Below are 14,772 nucleotides of genomic sequence, written 5' to 3' on the forward strand. Positions count from 1 at the left end.
GCGGCACTCGCGCCCGCGGCTCGCGGAGGTCACCGTCAGCCGCCCGCCGGTGCGGCCGTCTTCGGAAGCCTCGGCACGGCGACTCGCTCGGCGCCACAGAGCGGGCGACGAAGGACTGTGGGACGGCCCTTCCGTCGCTCCCCATTGGTCACCGGTCACGCACCGAAGCCGTTGCGGCGGGGGATCTCACAAGGCGACGACCTTGCCGGTGAGACGGGCCTGTTCTGCGGCCCACACCACGCGGTGGGTCATCAGGCTCTCGTCCGCGTCCGACCGCAGCAGGCCGGCGTCGCCCGAGGCCACGGCGGCGAGGAAGGCGTCCGTGAGGCCCTCGTCGCCGCCCCCGTGCCCGTCGGCCGCCGACGGGCCCTGCACCTCGGACGTCGCCTCGTCGGCGCCCACGGTGATCGTCTCCTCGGCGCCGGTGCGGAAGTCGACCACTCGCAAGGTGCCGCCGTCGCCGTCGATGTAGCCATGCGTCCCGGACAACCGCGTACGCCGGTGCTCCATGGGAGTGAACGCGCTCATCGTGAACGAGCACGTCGCGCCGTCGTCGAACTCCATCAGGACCTCCTGATGATCCACGACATCGTTGTCGCACGCGTACACGCACCGCCCGTACGGTCCCGTGCGCAGCGCTTCCAGCACGTCCGCCTCGGTGCGCCCCGGCGTGACCGCCGACAGCGGCCAGAACTCGCTCGACGGATCCCCCAGGCACCCCAGGTAGAGCCGCGGCGCCGAGTATGGGCACGACGGCTCGATCGGGCAGTCGAGGCATCTGTCGGCGGCCCCGGCGGGCCGGTCCTCGGGGCGGAAGTGCGAAAGCGAGCCGAACGACGAGACGCGGGCCGGCGGCCGGCCGAAGAGGTGGACGAGCCAGTCGATGTCGTGGCACGCCTTGGTCAGCAGCATCGGCGCGGAGGTGTCCTGCCGCCGCCAGTGCCCGCGGACGAACGAGTGCGCCTGGTGCCACCACCCCACGGGTTCCAGATGCTGGACGTTGACGAGCCGTCCGATTCGCCCGTCCTCCAGCAGCCCGCGCATCGCCCGCGTGTAAGACGTGTACCTCAGCACATGGCAGACGGCGAGCATGATGCCGTTTCGCCTGGCCGCGGCGGCGATCCTGGTCGCCTCCTGCTCGCTCGTGGACATCGGCTTCTCCAGGAGAATGTGGTAACCGAGGTCCGCCAGCGCCACCGCGGGGTCGGCGTGCATCTGGTCGTGCGTGGCGACGACCGCCGCGTCGGCGATCCGGCCGCCCGCCGCCAGGTCCTTCCAGTCGGCGTGCGCCCGATCGGGCGAGATCCCGAACTCCTCGACGAAGACGGCACGCCGGAGGGGGTCGGGATCGGCCACCGCCACCACGCGGCCGGCCCCCGTGTGATGCGCGCGGCGCGCGTAGGTCAGCCCGCGCAGGCCTCCGCCGACGACGGCTAGAGTCACCTCAGTCATGGAACCTTCCCCGAATCAATATCATGGAGAGCATCATTATTCGTCCCGGGAAAGTCGACGGCAAGGGGGGCTCGATGGCCGGGGAACCGAGCGGCGGTGACCTGTCACGGCTCAGGCAGCTCAACTCGCTTGCCGTGATCAAGGCGCTGCAGGGCGGGACGTCGCTCACGCTCACCGAGGTGGCCAAGCGCACCGGGCTGTCGCGCGCCTCCACCGAGGACGTGGTCCGTGAGCTGCTGCAGAAGGGCTGGGTCACCGAGGCGGATCCCACCGCGGGCGGCGTGGGCCGCCCGGCCAGGCGCTACCGGTTCAGGGCGGAGGCGGGGCGGGTGCTCGGCGTCGACATCGGCGGACACAACATCCGCGCGGTCGTCGCCGACCTGGACGGCACCGTGCAGAACACCGCCCGCGTCCCCGTCACGCCAGAGATGGGCCGGGCCGAGCGCCTGGAGGCGGTCGACCACGCGGTGACCGAGTGCCTGGAGACGGCTGGTCTGACCGGCGGCGACGTCTGGGCCTCGGGCGTCGGCACCACCGGCCTGGTGGACGGCGTCGGCAAGGTGGTGCTCTCGGAGGCGCTGCCCGAGTGGACCGGAGTCGACCTCGCCGCCCACGTGCGCCGGCTCGCCTCCGGCCCCGTGCTGGTCGAGAACGACAGCAGGCTCGCCGCGCTCGCGGAGTGCTGGCGCGGCGCGGCCCGCTACGCCAAGGACATGGTGTTCCTGCTGGCCGGCCTGCGTACGGGCGCGGGCCTGGTCATCGACGGCAAGCTGCACAAGGGGTTCGCCAACGCCTCGGGCGAGATCGGCGCGCTGCCGGTGCTCGGCTGGATCCGCGCGCAGGAGCACCTGAGCGCCGCCAGCGGTGAGGCGGGCGACGTGTTCGCCGCGGCCAGGGCCGGCGACAGGGCCGCGGCCGCGGCCGTGCGCCGCTACGTCAGGGACCTCGCGCTCGGCACGTCCGCGCTGGTCCTGGCGCTGGACCCGCAGATGGTCGTGGTCGGCGGCGGCTTCTCGCGCTCGGCCGACGTGCTCATCGAGCCGCTCAGGCGCGAGCTCGACCGCTGGTGCATCCGTACGCCGGAGGTGCGCATGTCGGCGCTCGGCGAGGAGGGCGTGGTGCTCGGCGCCGTACGGCTGGCCCTCGACGACGTCGAGGACCGCGTGCTCGACGGCCGCACTCCGCTCTTGAGCCAACCGTAAGCTCGTGAGCCATCTGTAACACAGCCACTCTTGAACAAAATTTCACTGGACTCCATCATTACTCCCACGTTCTAGGAGAGGACCGGGAGATGTGGAAGTGGGCACGAGGCGGTGCCGCGCTGCTCTGCGCGGCACTGCTCGCCTCCGCGTGCGGGGGCGGTGAGCAGGCCGGCTCCGGCGCGCAGTCGCAGGAGAAGGTGACGCTGTCCTACGGAGTCTGGGACGCCACCCAGCAGAGCGCGATGCAGGAGCTGGCGGCGGAGTTCACCAGGACGCATCCGAACGTCGCCGTCGACGTCCAGCTCACGCCGTGGGCCGATTACTGGACGAAGCTCAAGGCCGCGGCGAGCGGCGGGGCGGCGCCCGACGTCTTCTGGATGAACGGCCCCAACTTCCAGCTCTACGCCTCCAACGGCGTGATCAAGCCGATCGAGGAGCAGGCCGACACGTCGGTCTATCCCAAGGCGCTGGTCGACCTCTACACCTATGACGGCAAGCTGTACGGCCTGCCGAAGGACATGGACACGGTCGGCGTCTGGTACAACAAGACGCTCTTCGACGCCGCCAAGGTGAAATACCCGGCCGACGACTGGACCTGGGCCGACTTCAAGGAGGCGGCGGCCAAGCTCACCGACCCGGACAAGGGCGTCTACGCCATCGGGGCCGAGCTCACGAGTTTCCAGGAATACCAGTACAACACCATCTATCAGGCCGGCGGCTACGTGATCTCCCCGGACGGCAGGAAGTCCGGCTACGACGACCCCAAGACCATCGAGGGCCTGAAGTTCTGGACCGACCTGATCGCCGCCAAGCAGTCGCCCGACCTGAAGACCATGACCGACACGGCCCCCCTCCAGCTCTTCGAGGCCGGCAAACTGGCCATGTACTGGGGCGGCTCCTGGGACGTGGCCGAGTTCACCAAGAACGACTACACCAAGGACAAGGTGGACGTCGCCCCGCTGCCGAAGGGTGAGAAGCAGGCCACGATCATCCACGGCGTCGCCAACGTGATGTCGGCCAAGACCGAGCACCCGGCGCAGGCGTGGGAGTTCGTCAAGTTCCTCGGCTCCAAGCCGGCCGCCGACATCCTCGGCAAGAAGGGCCCGATCCCCGCCTACAACGGCACCCAGAGCGCCTGGGTGAGCGCGCACCCCGAGCTGAAGCTGCAGGTCTTCCTCGACGCCGTCGCGTACGCGGTGCCGTACCCCGTCTCCAAGAACACCGCCGCCTGGCAGGAGGCGGAGCTCACTAACCTCACCAAGGCGTGGACCGGCGAGGTGCCGATCGAGAAGGCGGCCGCGGACCTGGCGGCCGGGATGAACGACCTACTGGCCAAGGAGTGACGTGACCACCACCGCCGGATCGCGGGCCGTCCGGGCGGCTCGCGTGGAGAAGGCGCGGCGGCCCCGCGCCGAGGCGCTCTGGGGGTATGCGTTCATCGCCCCCACCGGGCTCGGCCTGGCGATCTTCTACCTGTGGCCCGTCCTGCAGACCGCCTACTTCTCCTTCACGGAGTGGGGGGCGTTCGGCGGGCACACCTGGACGGGGCTCGACAACTACACCCGGCTCCTCGGAGACCCCGAGGTGGGGCGGGCGGTGCTCAACACGCTCATGTACACCGCCCTCGGCCTGGTCGGGATCCCGCTCGCGATCGTGTTCGCGGCGCTGCTCAACCGGCCGGGGCTGCGGGGCGTGAGCGTGTACCGCACCGCGTTCTTCCTGCCCGTGGTCACCATGCCGGTCGCGGTCGCGATGCTCTGGCGCTGGCTCTACAACGGCGACTACGGCCTGGTCAACCAGGTGCTCGCGACGGTGGGCATCGACGGGCCCAACTGGATAGCCGATCCGGCCACGGCCATGTACGCGCTGGTCGTCGTGGGCGTCTGGAGCAGCATCGGCTACAACCTGATCATCTTCCTGGCCGGCATGCAGGCCATCCCGAAGGAGCTGTACGAGGCGGCCTCCCTCGACGGGGCAGGGCGTGTCAGGCAGTTCTTCTCGATCACGCTGCCGATGCTGTCGCCGACCGCGTTCTTCGTCTCGATCGTCTCGGTGATCGGCTCGCTGCAGCTGTTCGACCTCGTCTTCGTGATGACCGGGTCGGGCCAGTCGGCGCGGGCCAACCCGGCGTACGGGCGGCTCCAGACCGTGGTGCAGCTCTTCTACGAGCGGGCCTTCGTCACCAACGACCGCGGCTACGCGGCCGCCATCGTGATCGCGCTGCTCGTGCTCATCGCGGGGCTGACGATCCTGCAGTTCCGGCTCCAGCGGAGGTGGGTGCACTATGTCTGAGCACCGCGCGTCTGAGCACCGCGCGTCTGAGCACCGCGCTTTCGGCGTGCACGGTGCTTTCGGCGTGCATGCTGTGCTCGTCGCGGCGTCGCTCGCGATGGTGGCCCCGTTCGTGTGGCAGGTCGTCACCTCGCTCAAGACGCTCAGCAGCGCCACCCGGGTGCCGCCGTCGTTCCTGCCGGAAGGCCACTGGGACAACTACGCCAAGGTCTTCGACCTGCTGCCGTTCGGCGACCAGTTCGTCAACACGGTCATCATGGCGGCGGGCCGGGTCGCCGGGCAGGTGCTGTTCTGCTCGATGGCCGCCTACGCCTTCGCCCGGCTGCGCTTCCCCGGAAAGAACGTGTTGTTCGGGGTGTTCCTGTCGGTCCTCATGGTGCCGCCGCAGCTCTTCGTGATCCCGCAGTATCAGATCATGTCCTCGCTCGGGTGGCTCAACAGCCTCCAGGCGATCGCCGTGCCCGGGTTGTTCAGCGCGTTCGGGGTGTTCCTGCTGCGGCAGTTCTTCCTCGGGCTGCCGCGCGAGCTGGAGGAGGCGGCCCGGCTCGACGGCGCAGGCCCGGTCCGGATCTACTGGTCGATCATGCTGCCGCTGGCCAGGCCGGGGCTGGTGGCGCTGTCCGTGCTGGTGCTCCTGTGGGCGTGGAACGACCTGTTCTGGCCGCTGGTGGTCAACACCGACCCGGAGAAAATGACGTTGTCGGCGGGGCTGGCCTCGCTGCAGGGCCAGTATCAGACCGATTATCCGGTCCTCATGGCCGGCTCCCTGATCGCCTCGCTTCCCGTGATCGCCGTCTTCGTGTTCCTGCAACGACAGTTCATCCAGGGGATCGCCCACACCGGCAGCAAAGGCTGACCCAATGGCCCCGGTCGCGGAGCGCGCGGCCACCCCTGAGGCGGCCGCGCGCTCTCCGCTCACATTGGGCCGGTGCCGACGATCCTTCCGTCCGCCGCGAGCAGCCGGAACGGCGCCGCCCGGTCGAGCGCGTCAAGGGCGACCGCGCGGCGGTCGAACGCACGGACGCCCAGCCCGAACGCGGCGAGCCGCAGGTGCAGGGCGCCGTCGTACGGCACGCTCATGACCGTGACGGCCTTCGGCGGGTGAGGCGCCACCGGCGGACGGTAGCCGGGATGGACGTCGTCATCCTGGCCGGTCCCGTGCTCGTGGTCGCGCAGCGACGCTTCGAGCTCGTCCCATCCCGCCGGGACCAGAAAGCGGGCCACGTGGTCCAGCAACCGGTCGAGGGTCGGCGCGACGCGGGCACCTCCGGTGCTGCCGGACGCCAGCCACCCCTGCGGGACGGGACGGACCAGCACCCCCTTGCACACGGCGCCGGCGAACCGGGCGATGGCCCACCGGCGCCGGTGCCCGGAAACGAGGGGCCCGGCCCAGTCGGCGGGCGGACCTCCACAGGCGCCGCACATCCGGGTGCCTCCCTCCTGCTCGCGCCCCCTCGCCGTGACGGTTACGCCCGGGGGCTGCGGGCCTTGAAGTCGTCCGCGATGGCGTCGAACGTGGACCACCGGACGCCCTCGTGCTTGTTGATGTGCTCGATGAGGCGCTCCAGCATGAGCAGGACCTGCGGGCGGCCCGAGACGTCCGGGTGAATCGTCATGGTGAAGACGGCGTACTCCGACTCGCGGTAGACCCAGTCGAACTGGTCGCGCCACATCTCCTCGATGTCGCGAGGGTTGACGAAGCCGTGGCTGTTCGGGCTGGTCTTGATGAACATCATCGGAGGCAGGTCGTCGAGGTACCAGCTCGCCGGGATCTCGACGAGGTCGGTCTCCTGCCCGCGCACGAGCGGCTTCATCCACTCGCGGGCGTCCTTGTCGTAGTCGATCTTCGACCAGGTGTCGCCGACGCGCACGTAGTACGGCTCGAAGTCGCGGTGCATGAGCGAGTGGTCGTACTTGATGCCGCGTTCGAGCAGCAGCTCGTTGGTGACCGGCGAGAACTCCCACCACGGCGCGACGTAGCCCGTGGGGCGCCGGCCGGTGCGCGTCTCGATGAGGTCGATGCAGTAGTCGAGGATGGTGGACTCCTGCTCGCGGCTCATCGCGATCGGGTTCTCGTGGCTGTATCCGTGCACGCCGATCTCGTGCCCGGCGGCCACGACCTGGTCGAACTGCTCGGGAAAGGTCTCGATGGAGTGACCCGGCCAGAACCAGGTCGACGGCAGGTCGTACTTCTTCAGCAGGGCGTTGAGCCGCGGGACGCCCACCTCGCCGGCGAACAGGCCGCGCGAGATGTCGTCCGGGGAGTCCTCACCACCGTAGGAGCCGAGCCAGCCGCCGACGGCGTCGACGTCGATCCCGAACGCTACGAAGATTTCCTTGGCCACAGCGCATCCTCTCTTCAGGGTTGGTATGGACGGGTCAGACATAGGCGGCGAGGGTCTGCCGCGTGACGGAGACACCCTCGGAGAGCAGCAGCGCCAGCAGCAGCCTCGCCTGGTAGAGGGGCAGCCCGCCGACGCTCAGCGCCCCGGCGCGTACGAGGTCCACCCCGCCGCCGTTGCCGTACGTGGGCAGGACGGGCCCCTCGGCCACCCGCGTGGACAGCCCCACGACCGTTCCCGCGGACACCGCCTCGTAAATCCACTCCAGCAGGGCGTGGTTGGCGTTGCCGACGCCGGTCCCGGCGAGCACGACCGCCCGCGCCCCGGCGCGTACGGCGGCACGGGCGAGTGCGGCGTCGGCGCCGGGGTGGACCGTCACGACGTCCACCCGGGTGTCGTCGAAGCGGGGACCGGGCAGGTCCAGCGGCGCCGTGCGCACGGGCCGCGCCGTGATGTGGACCCCGGACGCGTCCACCCGGCCGATGGGACCGCCGTCCAGGGTCCTGAACGGCTGGGCGGCGACGGTGTGGTGCTTGCGGGTGCCCCGGGCGGCGAAGATCCGCCCGGCGAAGGAGATGAGCGCACCGCACCCGCGCGCCCGGGGGGAGGCGGCGACGGCGACGGCCTCCCGGAGGTTGCGCGGCCCGTCGCTGTCGGGCTGGTCGGCCGCCCGCTGCGCGCCGGTGAGAACGACGGGCTTGTCACTGTCGTGGACGAGGTCCAGGAGGAAGGCCGTCTCCTCCATGGTGTCGGTGCCGTGGGTCACCACGACGCCGGTCACGTCGTCCCTGGCGATCTCCGCCGCGACGGCCTCCGCGATAAGGCGTAGCTCGCGGTGGCCGAGCAGGTAGGAACCGAGGTTGAGCAGGTCGCGGCCCTCGACCTCGACGTCCCCGTAGCCGGTGGAGCCGAGCAGCTGCGCGGCGGTCCTGCGCGCCACGGCCGCGCCGCCGGGCTCGCTGCTTGAGGCGATGGTGCCGCCGGTCGCGATGACGACGACGCGTGCCATCCGAGACTCACCTTCCGTGCCGATGGTTCCGCTGCTCGCCGGGACGCCGCTCACGGCATGACATCTGCTCGCCGGGACGCCGCTCACGGCATGACATCTGCTCACCGGGACGCCGCTCACGGCATGACGTCGCCGCAGTTGGGGCCCAGAGTCTGGCCGACGTAGATGTCGCCGCCGGGCGAGCCGGCCAGGAGCAGCGCGGTCGGCGCGACCTCCTCGGGGCGGCCGAACCTGCCGAGCGGCAGCTCCGCGGCCTTGCTCCGCTTCCACTCCTCCGACAGTCCGTCGATGAGCGGCGTCACGATCGGGCCGGGGGCGATGGCGTTGACGAGCACGCCCTTCGGCGCGAGTTCGAGGGCGAGGGCCTTCGTCAGGCCGATCACGCCCGACTTGGCGGCGACGTAGTGGGCGAGGTTCGTGCCGCCCTTGATCCCGAGCTGGGAGGCGATGTTGATGATGCGGCCCCGGCCCGCAGCCACCATGTACGGCGCGGCGTAGCGGGCGGCGAGGAAGACCCCGCGCAGGTCCACCGCGATGGTCCGGTCGAAGCGCTCCGGGGTCATCTCGAGAAAGGGAACCTCGTCGAGGATGCCGGCGGCGTTGACCAGCACGTCGATCCGGCCGTGCCGTTCCACCACCTCGGCCATGGCGCGCTCGACCGCGGCGGCGTCGGTGATGTCGGTGATGTGGCCCGTGACCGTGCCGAGGCCCAGCAGTTCCCCGGGGACGGGCTTGACGTCGAGCAGGGCGAGCCGGGCGCCTTCGGCGGCGAACAGCCGGGCCGTCGCGGCCCCGATGCCGCTCGACGCTCCGGTGATGACGGCGACCTGGCCGTCGAGCACTCCCATGTCCGTCCTCCCTCAGCTCGGCCAGCGGACGGTGAGCCCGCCGTCCACGACGACGCTCTGCCCGGTCACGTACGCGGCGTCGTCCGAGGTGAGGAACCGGATCACCCGGGCCGCCTCGTCGACCGTGCCCACCCGCCCGGCCGGGATGATCTTTCCTGCCTCCCGCAGGCCCTGCGGCCCGAGCGAGTTGACCTCGTCGAGCGACTGCGGGCTCTCGATCAGCCCGGGGATCACCGCGTTGACGCGGATCCCGCGCGGTGCCAGCTCGACGGCCAGGGAACGGCACAGACCGAGCACGCCGGCCTTGGCCGCCGCGTAGTGGCTGTGCTCCTCCCACCCGTACACGCCGCCGGCGATCGAGGAGGTGGCGACCAGCGCGCCGCCGTGCTCCATCCGCGCCGCGCAGGAGCGGAAGATGCGCAGGACGCCGCCGAGGTCGACCGAGAGCATGTCGTCCCACGCGCCGTCGGTCATCTCCTCGAGCGGCTGGCGGCGCAGCACGCCCGCGGCGGCCACGGCGATGTCGAGGCGGCCGAAGGCGTCCACCGCCGCCTGGGCGAAGCGCTCGGTCTGCTCGTACGACCGGACGTCGAGCTCCACGGCCGCGCAGCGCCCGCCCACGGCCTCGACGGCGGCGACCGTCTCGCCGGCGTCGTGCGGGTCTCCGGGGTAGTAGCCGACGACCGAGTGCGCCCCCGCCCGGGCGTAGGCGACGGCCAGGGCCCGGCCGATGCCGCTGGCCCCTCCCGAGATGACCGCGACCTTGCCTTCGAGCCCGTCGTCCCTGGTCATGCGAGAACCTCCTTCTTCTCTGCCGCGTGGTCGCCGAACCGGTTGGTGGTGTTCGTGCCGAGCATCAGGAGGCCCGAGATCAGCATGAACACGGAGCCGGCGGTGATCGCGGCGACGGTCATGGACAGCCCGGTCGCGAGGAGCACGCTGAGCAGCGCCGATCCGGCGATGCCGCCCAGCGGCGCCATGACGTGCGCCACGTTGGCTCCCGTTCCCCGTACGTGTGCGGGGAACGACTCGCCCATGTAGAACAACATCGCGGCGTAGGGGCCGTTGAGGAAGAAAAGCGTCAGCGCGTAGAGCGCGATGGTGAGCCCCTGCCCGGTGGGCAGGAGGAGCATGAGGAGGCTGACGATGCCGCCGATGGTCCACCCGAGCGTGATCGTCAGCTTCCGCCCGATCCGGTCGCCGATCCAGCCGTGGAAGAGGTATCCGGCGAATCCGGCGATGTTGGACAGGACGAGGACGATGAGCGCGCTCTCGAACGAGACGCCCTTCGCCTCGACCAGGACCGTGGTGCCGAGGACGGAGAAGACCTGGATGCCCATCCAGTTGGTGAGCCACGCGAGCGACAGGCTGATGGTGTGCCGCCGCAGACCGGGGGCGAGGACGTCCTTGAGCGCGCCGCTCGTCCTGCCGTCCACCAGCTCGGTGACGTCGTGTTCCTCGGCGAGCAGGCGCGCCCCGGCGTGATCGCCCTGCTCCTGGCGGCGCTTGACCTCCTTCATCGCGAGGAACGTCGGCGACTCGGGCAGCCTGAGCGCGAGCAGGATGATCGGGATGGAGAAGACGAGGGCGAAGAGGAAGGACCACCGCCATCCGGCGAGCGGCAGGAGCACCGCCGTGATGCCCGCCGACAGCAGGGCGCCCACCGGCCACCCCGCCTGCACCAGGCTGAAGACGAAGCCCCGGTTCTTCACCTTCTTGAACATCTCGTTGAGGTAGACGGCGTTGACCACCTCTTCGGAGAGCGACAGGCCGGTGAACGCCCGGATCACGACCACGCTCACGGCCCCGATCGCGAGTCCGGTGAGCCCCGAGGCGAGCGCGCCGCCGGTCATCAGCAGGACCAGGGCCTTCTTCCGGCCCATCTTGTCCAGGACCGGGCCGACGATGAGGGAGACGACGAACACGCCGACCGTGGCGAAGGTGTTGACCATCGTCGACTGGCTCGTGGACCAGCCGAAATGCTCGCCGATCTTGGGCAGGAGGGTGCCGAAGAGGGTGTAGTCGTACACGGAGGCGACCCAGGCGAGGAAGGCGATGACGCTGACGTAGGCGACCGAACGCTTCGTCACCGGCCGGTTCCAGGGTTCGTGCGCGGGCGCTTTCAGGGACGCGCCCGGCGCTCCCTGCGATGGGACAGCTCCCATTTGGGGGACTCCTCCTACTTGGTGCGCTGCAACGCACACAAAGGTTTGTGTAGCGCTACACAAAGGTTTGTGTAAGGGGCGGGGTAAGAGGCGTGACCTTTTCGCGTGCGATGTGACGGGGCCGGCGCTTGTAGCGCGACCGTTACGTATGCGTTCACGACGTCACGCCGGCCGGCGGCGGAGTTGTCGATCCACTCACTCGGCCGGGTGGGCCGCACAGGACCGCACCGGAGTGCGTTGGACCGCACTGGACTGCCTTGGGGGATCGGTGCGCCCCGGGTCGTTACCCAAACCTTTGTGTAACCTGCAGGCAGGTTAAAGTCGGGCATCCGGCCATGTCAAGGGTCACATGGGCGGGCCGGACCCGCCAGGACCGGTGGACCCGGAGGCCTCCGACGACACCGTCGACTCGCGGACGACGAGCGTGGGCGGCAGGCGCAGCGGTTCGACCTCGGCGCCCTCGAGCAGGTCGAGCAGCATCTGCAGCCCCAGCCGTCCGATCTCGTGCATCGGCGACCGTACGGTGGTCAGCGGGGTGGGCAGCTCGGCCGCCAGCGCCGTGTCGTTGTAACCGACCAGCGCGACGTCGTCGGGGATGGACAGCTTCCTGTCGCGCAGGGCGCCCATCACGCCGATCGCCGCGAAGTCGTTGGCGGCGAAGATCGCGTCCGGCAGTGGGCGGCCGTCGAGGATCCGCTCCGCCGCCTCCCGTCCGCCCTGCGCGTCGAAGCGGCCATGGAGGATGCGGTGCGGCGGGACGTCCACGCCCGCCTCGCGAAGCGCGTCGACGGCTCCCTGGGTCCGGTCGAGACCGGTCGAGGCGTACGGCTCACCGGCCAGGATCGCGACGTCGCGGCGTCCGATGGACACGAGGTGCTCGCCCACCAGCCTGCCGCCGAGATGGTCGTCGCAGGTCACGGACGGATAGTCGCGGGCACGCCGGGAGACGAGGACGAACTTCATGCCGCGCTCCGCGACCCCCTGCAGGAACTCGCCGTCGACCTGCGCGTCACCGAAGATCATGCCCTCGACCCGGCGCGACAGCAGCGTCTCGGTCGCATGCGCTCGCTTCTGCGGATCGTCGAGAGAGTTGGTGACGAAGGTGGCGAAGCCCTTCTCCGTGGCCGCCTCGTCGATCCCCTCGTAGATCGTGGCGAGGACGTAGTCCTGAAGCCTCGGCACGATCACGCCGATCAGCCGGGAGCGCCGCGTCCGTAACCCGACCGCCTGCGGGTTGGGCGTGTACCCGTGCGAGGCCGCCGCGGCGCGGACACGCTCGATCGTCTCCATGGACGCCCAGCGGCGCGCCTCCGCCTCGGAGGTCGAGTTCAGCACCCGGGAGACCGTCGAGGGGGTGACGCCCGTCTCCTCGGCGATCATCTGGAGCGTGGCGTGGGGCGTCCGCCTGCCCATCAGCACTCCCTGCACCCGCGATCCCTTGTCAACCCGCGACCATACACGCGCGGGACCACGCCCCATTCTCCCGCCTCGAAGCCGATGTGGGAGAACCTCGCCTGCGCCCACGTCGATTACTCCCCGTAGCCGGGGTGGCGGAAAATCGCTCGCTCTCTCCGTACACGCTGCGGCAGCATGGCCACGGCGATGTCGGCGTTCGGGAGGGCTGATGGCTGTGCTCGGGGCGATCGAGGACGCTGATGACGGCCCATCCGTGCGGCGATCGGCGGTTCTGCTGGCGCTGCGCTACTACTGCGGTGAGCTGAGGCGCCAGTGGCGGGTCGCGGTGCCCGCGCTGACGTTGCCGGCCCTGGGGAACATCTGCCTGTTCTACCTGGCGCCGCTGGCGGTGGCCGGGCTCGTGGGGCATCTGTCCGGCGGCGGGGACGGCACCATCGACGCGCTGCTGCCGTACGTGCTCACCTTCGGCGCGTTGCTGCTGACGGGCGAGGCGCTGTGGCGGGTGGGGCTGCACTTCCTGAACCGCACCGACGCCCGGGGCATCGAGCGACTCGGCGTGGTGGGCATGGACGAGTTGCTGGCCAAGGACACCGCTTTCTTCCATGACAACTTCGCCGGCTCGTTGACCAAGCGGGTGATCGGGTTCTCCTCCAGGTTCGAGGAGTTCGCCGACACGCTCACCTTCTCGATCGTGGCCAAGGTGATCCCCCTGGCCTTCGCCTCGGTGGTGCTGTGGCGATATCACCCGCTGCTGGTCCTCGTCCTCGTGGGCCTCATCATCGTCACCGGCGTTCTCGTCGCCCCGCTCATCCGCCGTCGCCAGGCCCTGGTCGACGAACGCGAGGCCGCCAGAGTGCTGGTGTCGGGCCACGTCGCCGACGTGCTGACCAATATGGAGTCGGTCCGCGCGTTCGCCGCCGAGGATCGCGAAGCCGCCGAATATCGGGTGCGGATCGCCGAGCAGCGCAGGTTGTCCCTCCGTTCCTGGGACTACGGCAACCTCCGGGTGGACACCGTCGTCGCCCCGCTGTCGGTGCTCACCAGCGCCGTGGGCCTGCTCCTCGCCGTGGCGCTCCGCGGCGGTCTCGGTGTGGAGGCCATCGTGGTGACGTTCACCTACTACACGAACACGATCAGCATCATGTTCGAGTTCAACCAGATCTACCGGCGCATCGAGAGCGTGCTCACCGAGGCGGCCCAGTTCACCGAGCTGCTCCTCGTGCCGCCGACCGTGGTGGATCCCGTCGATCCGCAGCCACTGCGCCCGGCCGACGCGGGCGTCCGCTTCGAACGGGTGAGGTTCGGGTACGCGGATGGCCCGCCCCTGTTCGACGACCTGGACCTCGACATCCCCAGCGGCACCAAGATCGGGCTGGTCGGCCAGTCCGGCGGCGGCAAGAGCACGCTCACCCGGCTGTTGCTGCGTCTCATGGACGTGAACGGAGGCAGGATCCTGATCGGCGGTCAGGACATCGCCCGGCTGCGTCAAGCCGACCTGCGCAGCCTGATCGCCTACGTTCCTCAGGAACCCGCCATGTTCCACCGGTCCGTGCGCGACAACCTCGCGTTCGCCCGGCCGGGCGCCACCGACGCCGAGATCCTCCGGGCCGCGCGGGCGGCACACGTCACGGAGTTCGTCGAGTCCCTGCCGGACGGGTTCGACACCCTGGTCGGCGAGCGTGGCGTCAAGCTCTCCGGCGGCCAGCGGCAACGCATCGCGCTCGCGCGGGCCATCCTGCGCGACGCCCCCATCCTGCTGCTGGACGAGGCGACCAGCGCCCTGGACTCAGAAAGCGAGATCCTCGTCCAGGAAGCCTTGTGGCGCCTGATGCAGGACCGGACCGCACTCGTGGTCGCGCACCGCCTGAGCACCGTCGTCCGCATGGACCGGCTTGTCGTGCTCAACCGGGGACACATCGTGGAGCAGGGCACCCACGGCGAATTGCTGCAGGCAGAAGGCCCGTACGCCCGGCTCTGGCACCACCAGTCCGGAGGCTTCCTCATCGAGGACAGCGCCCCCGACGCGCTCCACCGTTGACCGGCACC

General features: G+C 70.2%; 13 protein-coding genes. 5 read left to right on the forward strand and 8 right to left on the reverse strand.

Annotation, left to right across the window (positions count from 1 at the left end; genetic code table 11):
* Positions 1-186: 186 nt before the first annotated feature.
* Entirely contained in the window at positions 187-1,452 is a 1,266-nt protein-coding gene (locus ACQEVJ_RS02080; protein ID WP_433096570.1) for a Gfo/Idh/MocA family protein, read from the reverse strand.
* 74 nt (positions 1,453-1,526) lie between these two features.
* On the opposite strand from ACQEVJ_RS02080, the gene ACQEVJ_RS02085 reads away from it, so the two are divergent.
* The 4 genes from ACQEVJ_RS02085 to ACQEVJ_RS02100 all read left to right on the forward strand — a co-directional run bounded on the left by ACQEVJ_RS02085 (position 1,527) and on the right by ACQEVJ_RS02100 (position 5,802).
* Positions 1,527-2,654 (forward strand): ROK family transcriptional regulator, encoded by a 1,128-nt coding sequence (locus ACQEVJ_RS02085; protein ID WP_433096572.1) that lies wholly within the window; start codon positions 1,527-1,529, stop codon positions 2,652-2,654.
* Between the two features lie 89 nt (positions 2,655-2,743).
* Complete coding sequence (locus tag ACQEVJ_RS02090; protein WP_433096574.1) at positions 2,744-3,997, forward strand: ABC transporter substrate-binding protein; 1,254 nt, start codon at positions 2,744-2,746, stop codon at positions 3,995-3,997.
* Between the two features lies 1 nt (position 3,998).
* Entirely contained in the window at positions 3,999-4,946 is a 948-nt protein-coding gene (locus ACQEVJ_RS02095; protein WP_433096576.1) for a carbohydrate ABC transporter permease, read from the forward strand.
* Positions 4,947-5,010: 64 nt separating this feature from the next.
* Entirely contained in the window at positions 5,011-5,802 is a 792-nt protein-coding gene (locus ACQEVJ_RS02100; RefSeq protein ID WP_433096578.1) for a carbohydrate ABC transporter permease, read from the forward strand.
* A 59-nt stretch (positions 5,803-5,861) separates the two neighbouring features.
* On the opposite strand, the gene ACQEVJ_RS02105 is transcribed toward ACQEVJ_RS02100, so the two are convergent.
* The 7 genes from ACQEVJ_RS02105 to ACQEVJ_RS02135 all read right to left on the reverse strand — a co-directional run bounded on the left by ACQEVJ_RS02105 (position 5,862) and on the right by ACQEVJ_RS02135 (position 12,723).
* A complete protein-coding gene (locus tag ACQEVJ_RS02105; RefSeq protein ID WP_433096580.1) occupies positions 5,862-6,371 on the reverse strand; it encodes a hypothetical protein in 510 nt (169 codons plus the stop codon).
* 41 nt (positions 6,372-6,412) lie between these two features.
* A complete protein-coding gene (locus ACQEVJ_RS02110; RefSeq protein WP_433096582.1) occupies positions 6,413-7,291 on the reverse strand; it encodes a polysaccharide deacetylase family protein in 879 nt (292 codons plus the stop codon).
* 34 nt (positions 7,292-7,325) lie between these two features.
* A complete protein-coding gene (locus tag ACQEVJ_RS02115; RefSeq protein ID WP_433096585.1) occupies positions 7,326-8,297 on the reverse strand; it encodes an asparaginase in 972 nt (323 codons plus the stop codon).
* 116 nt (positions 8,298-8,413) lie between these two features.
* Positions 8,414-9,145, reverse strand: a complete 732-nt coding sequence (locus ACQEVJ_RS02120; protein WP_433096587.1) for an SDR family NAD(P)-dependent oxidoreductase — start codon at positions 9,143-9,145, stop codon at positions 8,414-8,416.
* A 12-nt stretch (positions 9,146-9,157) separates the two neighbouring features.
* Positions 9,158-9,937, reverse strand: coding sequence for an SDR family NAD(P)-dependent oxidoreductase (locus tag ACQEVJ_RS02125; RefSeq protein ID WP_433096589.1), 780 nt, complete (start codon positions 9,935-9,937; stop codon positions 9,158-9,160).
* A complete protein-coding gene (locus tag ACQEVJ_RS02130) occupies positions 9,934-11,235 on the reverse strand; it encodes an MFS transporter (protein WP_433096591.1) in 1,302 nt (433 codons plus the stop codon). The genes ACQEVJ_RS02125 and ACQEVJ_RS02130 overlap by 4 nt, the downstream gene beginning before the upstream one ends.
* 420 nt (positions 11,236-11,655) lie before the next feature.
* Positions 11,656-12,723 (reverse strand): LacI family DNA-binding transcriptional regulator, encoded by a 1,068-nt coding sequence (locus ACQEVJ_RS02135; protein ID WP_433096593.1) that lies wholly within the window; start codon positions 12,721-12,723, stop codon positions 11,656-11,658.
* Between the two features lie 211 nt (positions 12,724-12,934).
* On the opposite strand from ACQEVJ_RS02135, the gene ACQEVJ_RS02140 reads away from it, so the two are divergent.
* On the forward strand, positions 12,935-14,764 hold the full coding sequence (locus tag ACQEVJ_RS02140; RefSeq protein WP_433096595.1) for an ABC transporter ATP-binding protein: 1,830 nt from the start codon (positions 12,935-12,937) through the stop codon (positions 14,762-14,764).
* Positions 14,765-14,772: the final 8 nt, after the last annotated feature.

It is taken from the genome of Microbispora sp. CA-102843 (assembly GCF_050936215.1).
In the GTDB taxonomy this organism is placed as follows: domain Bacteria; phylum Actinomycetota; class Actinomycetes; order Streptosporangiales; family Streptosporangiaceae; genus Microbispora.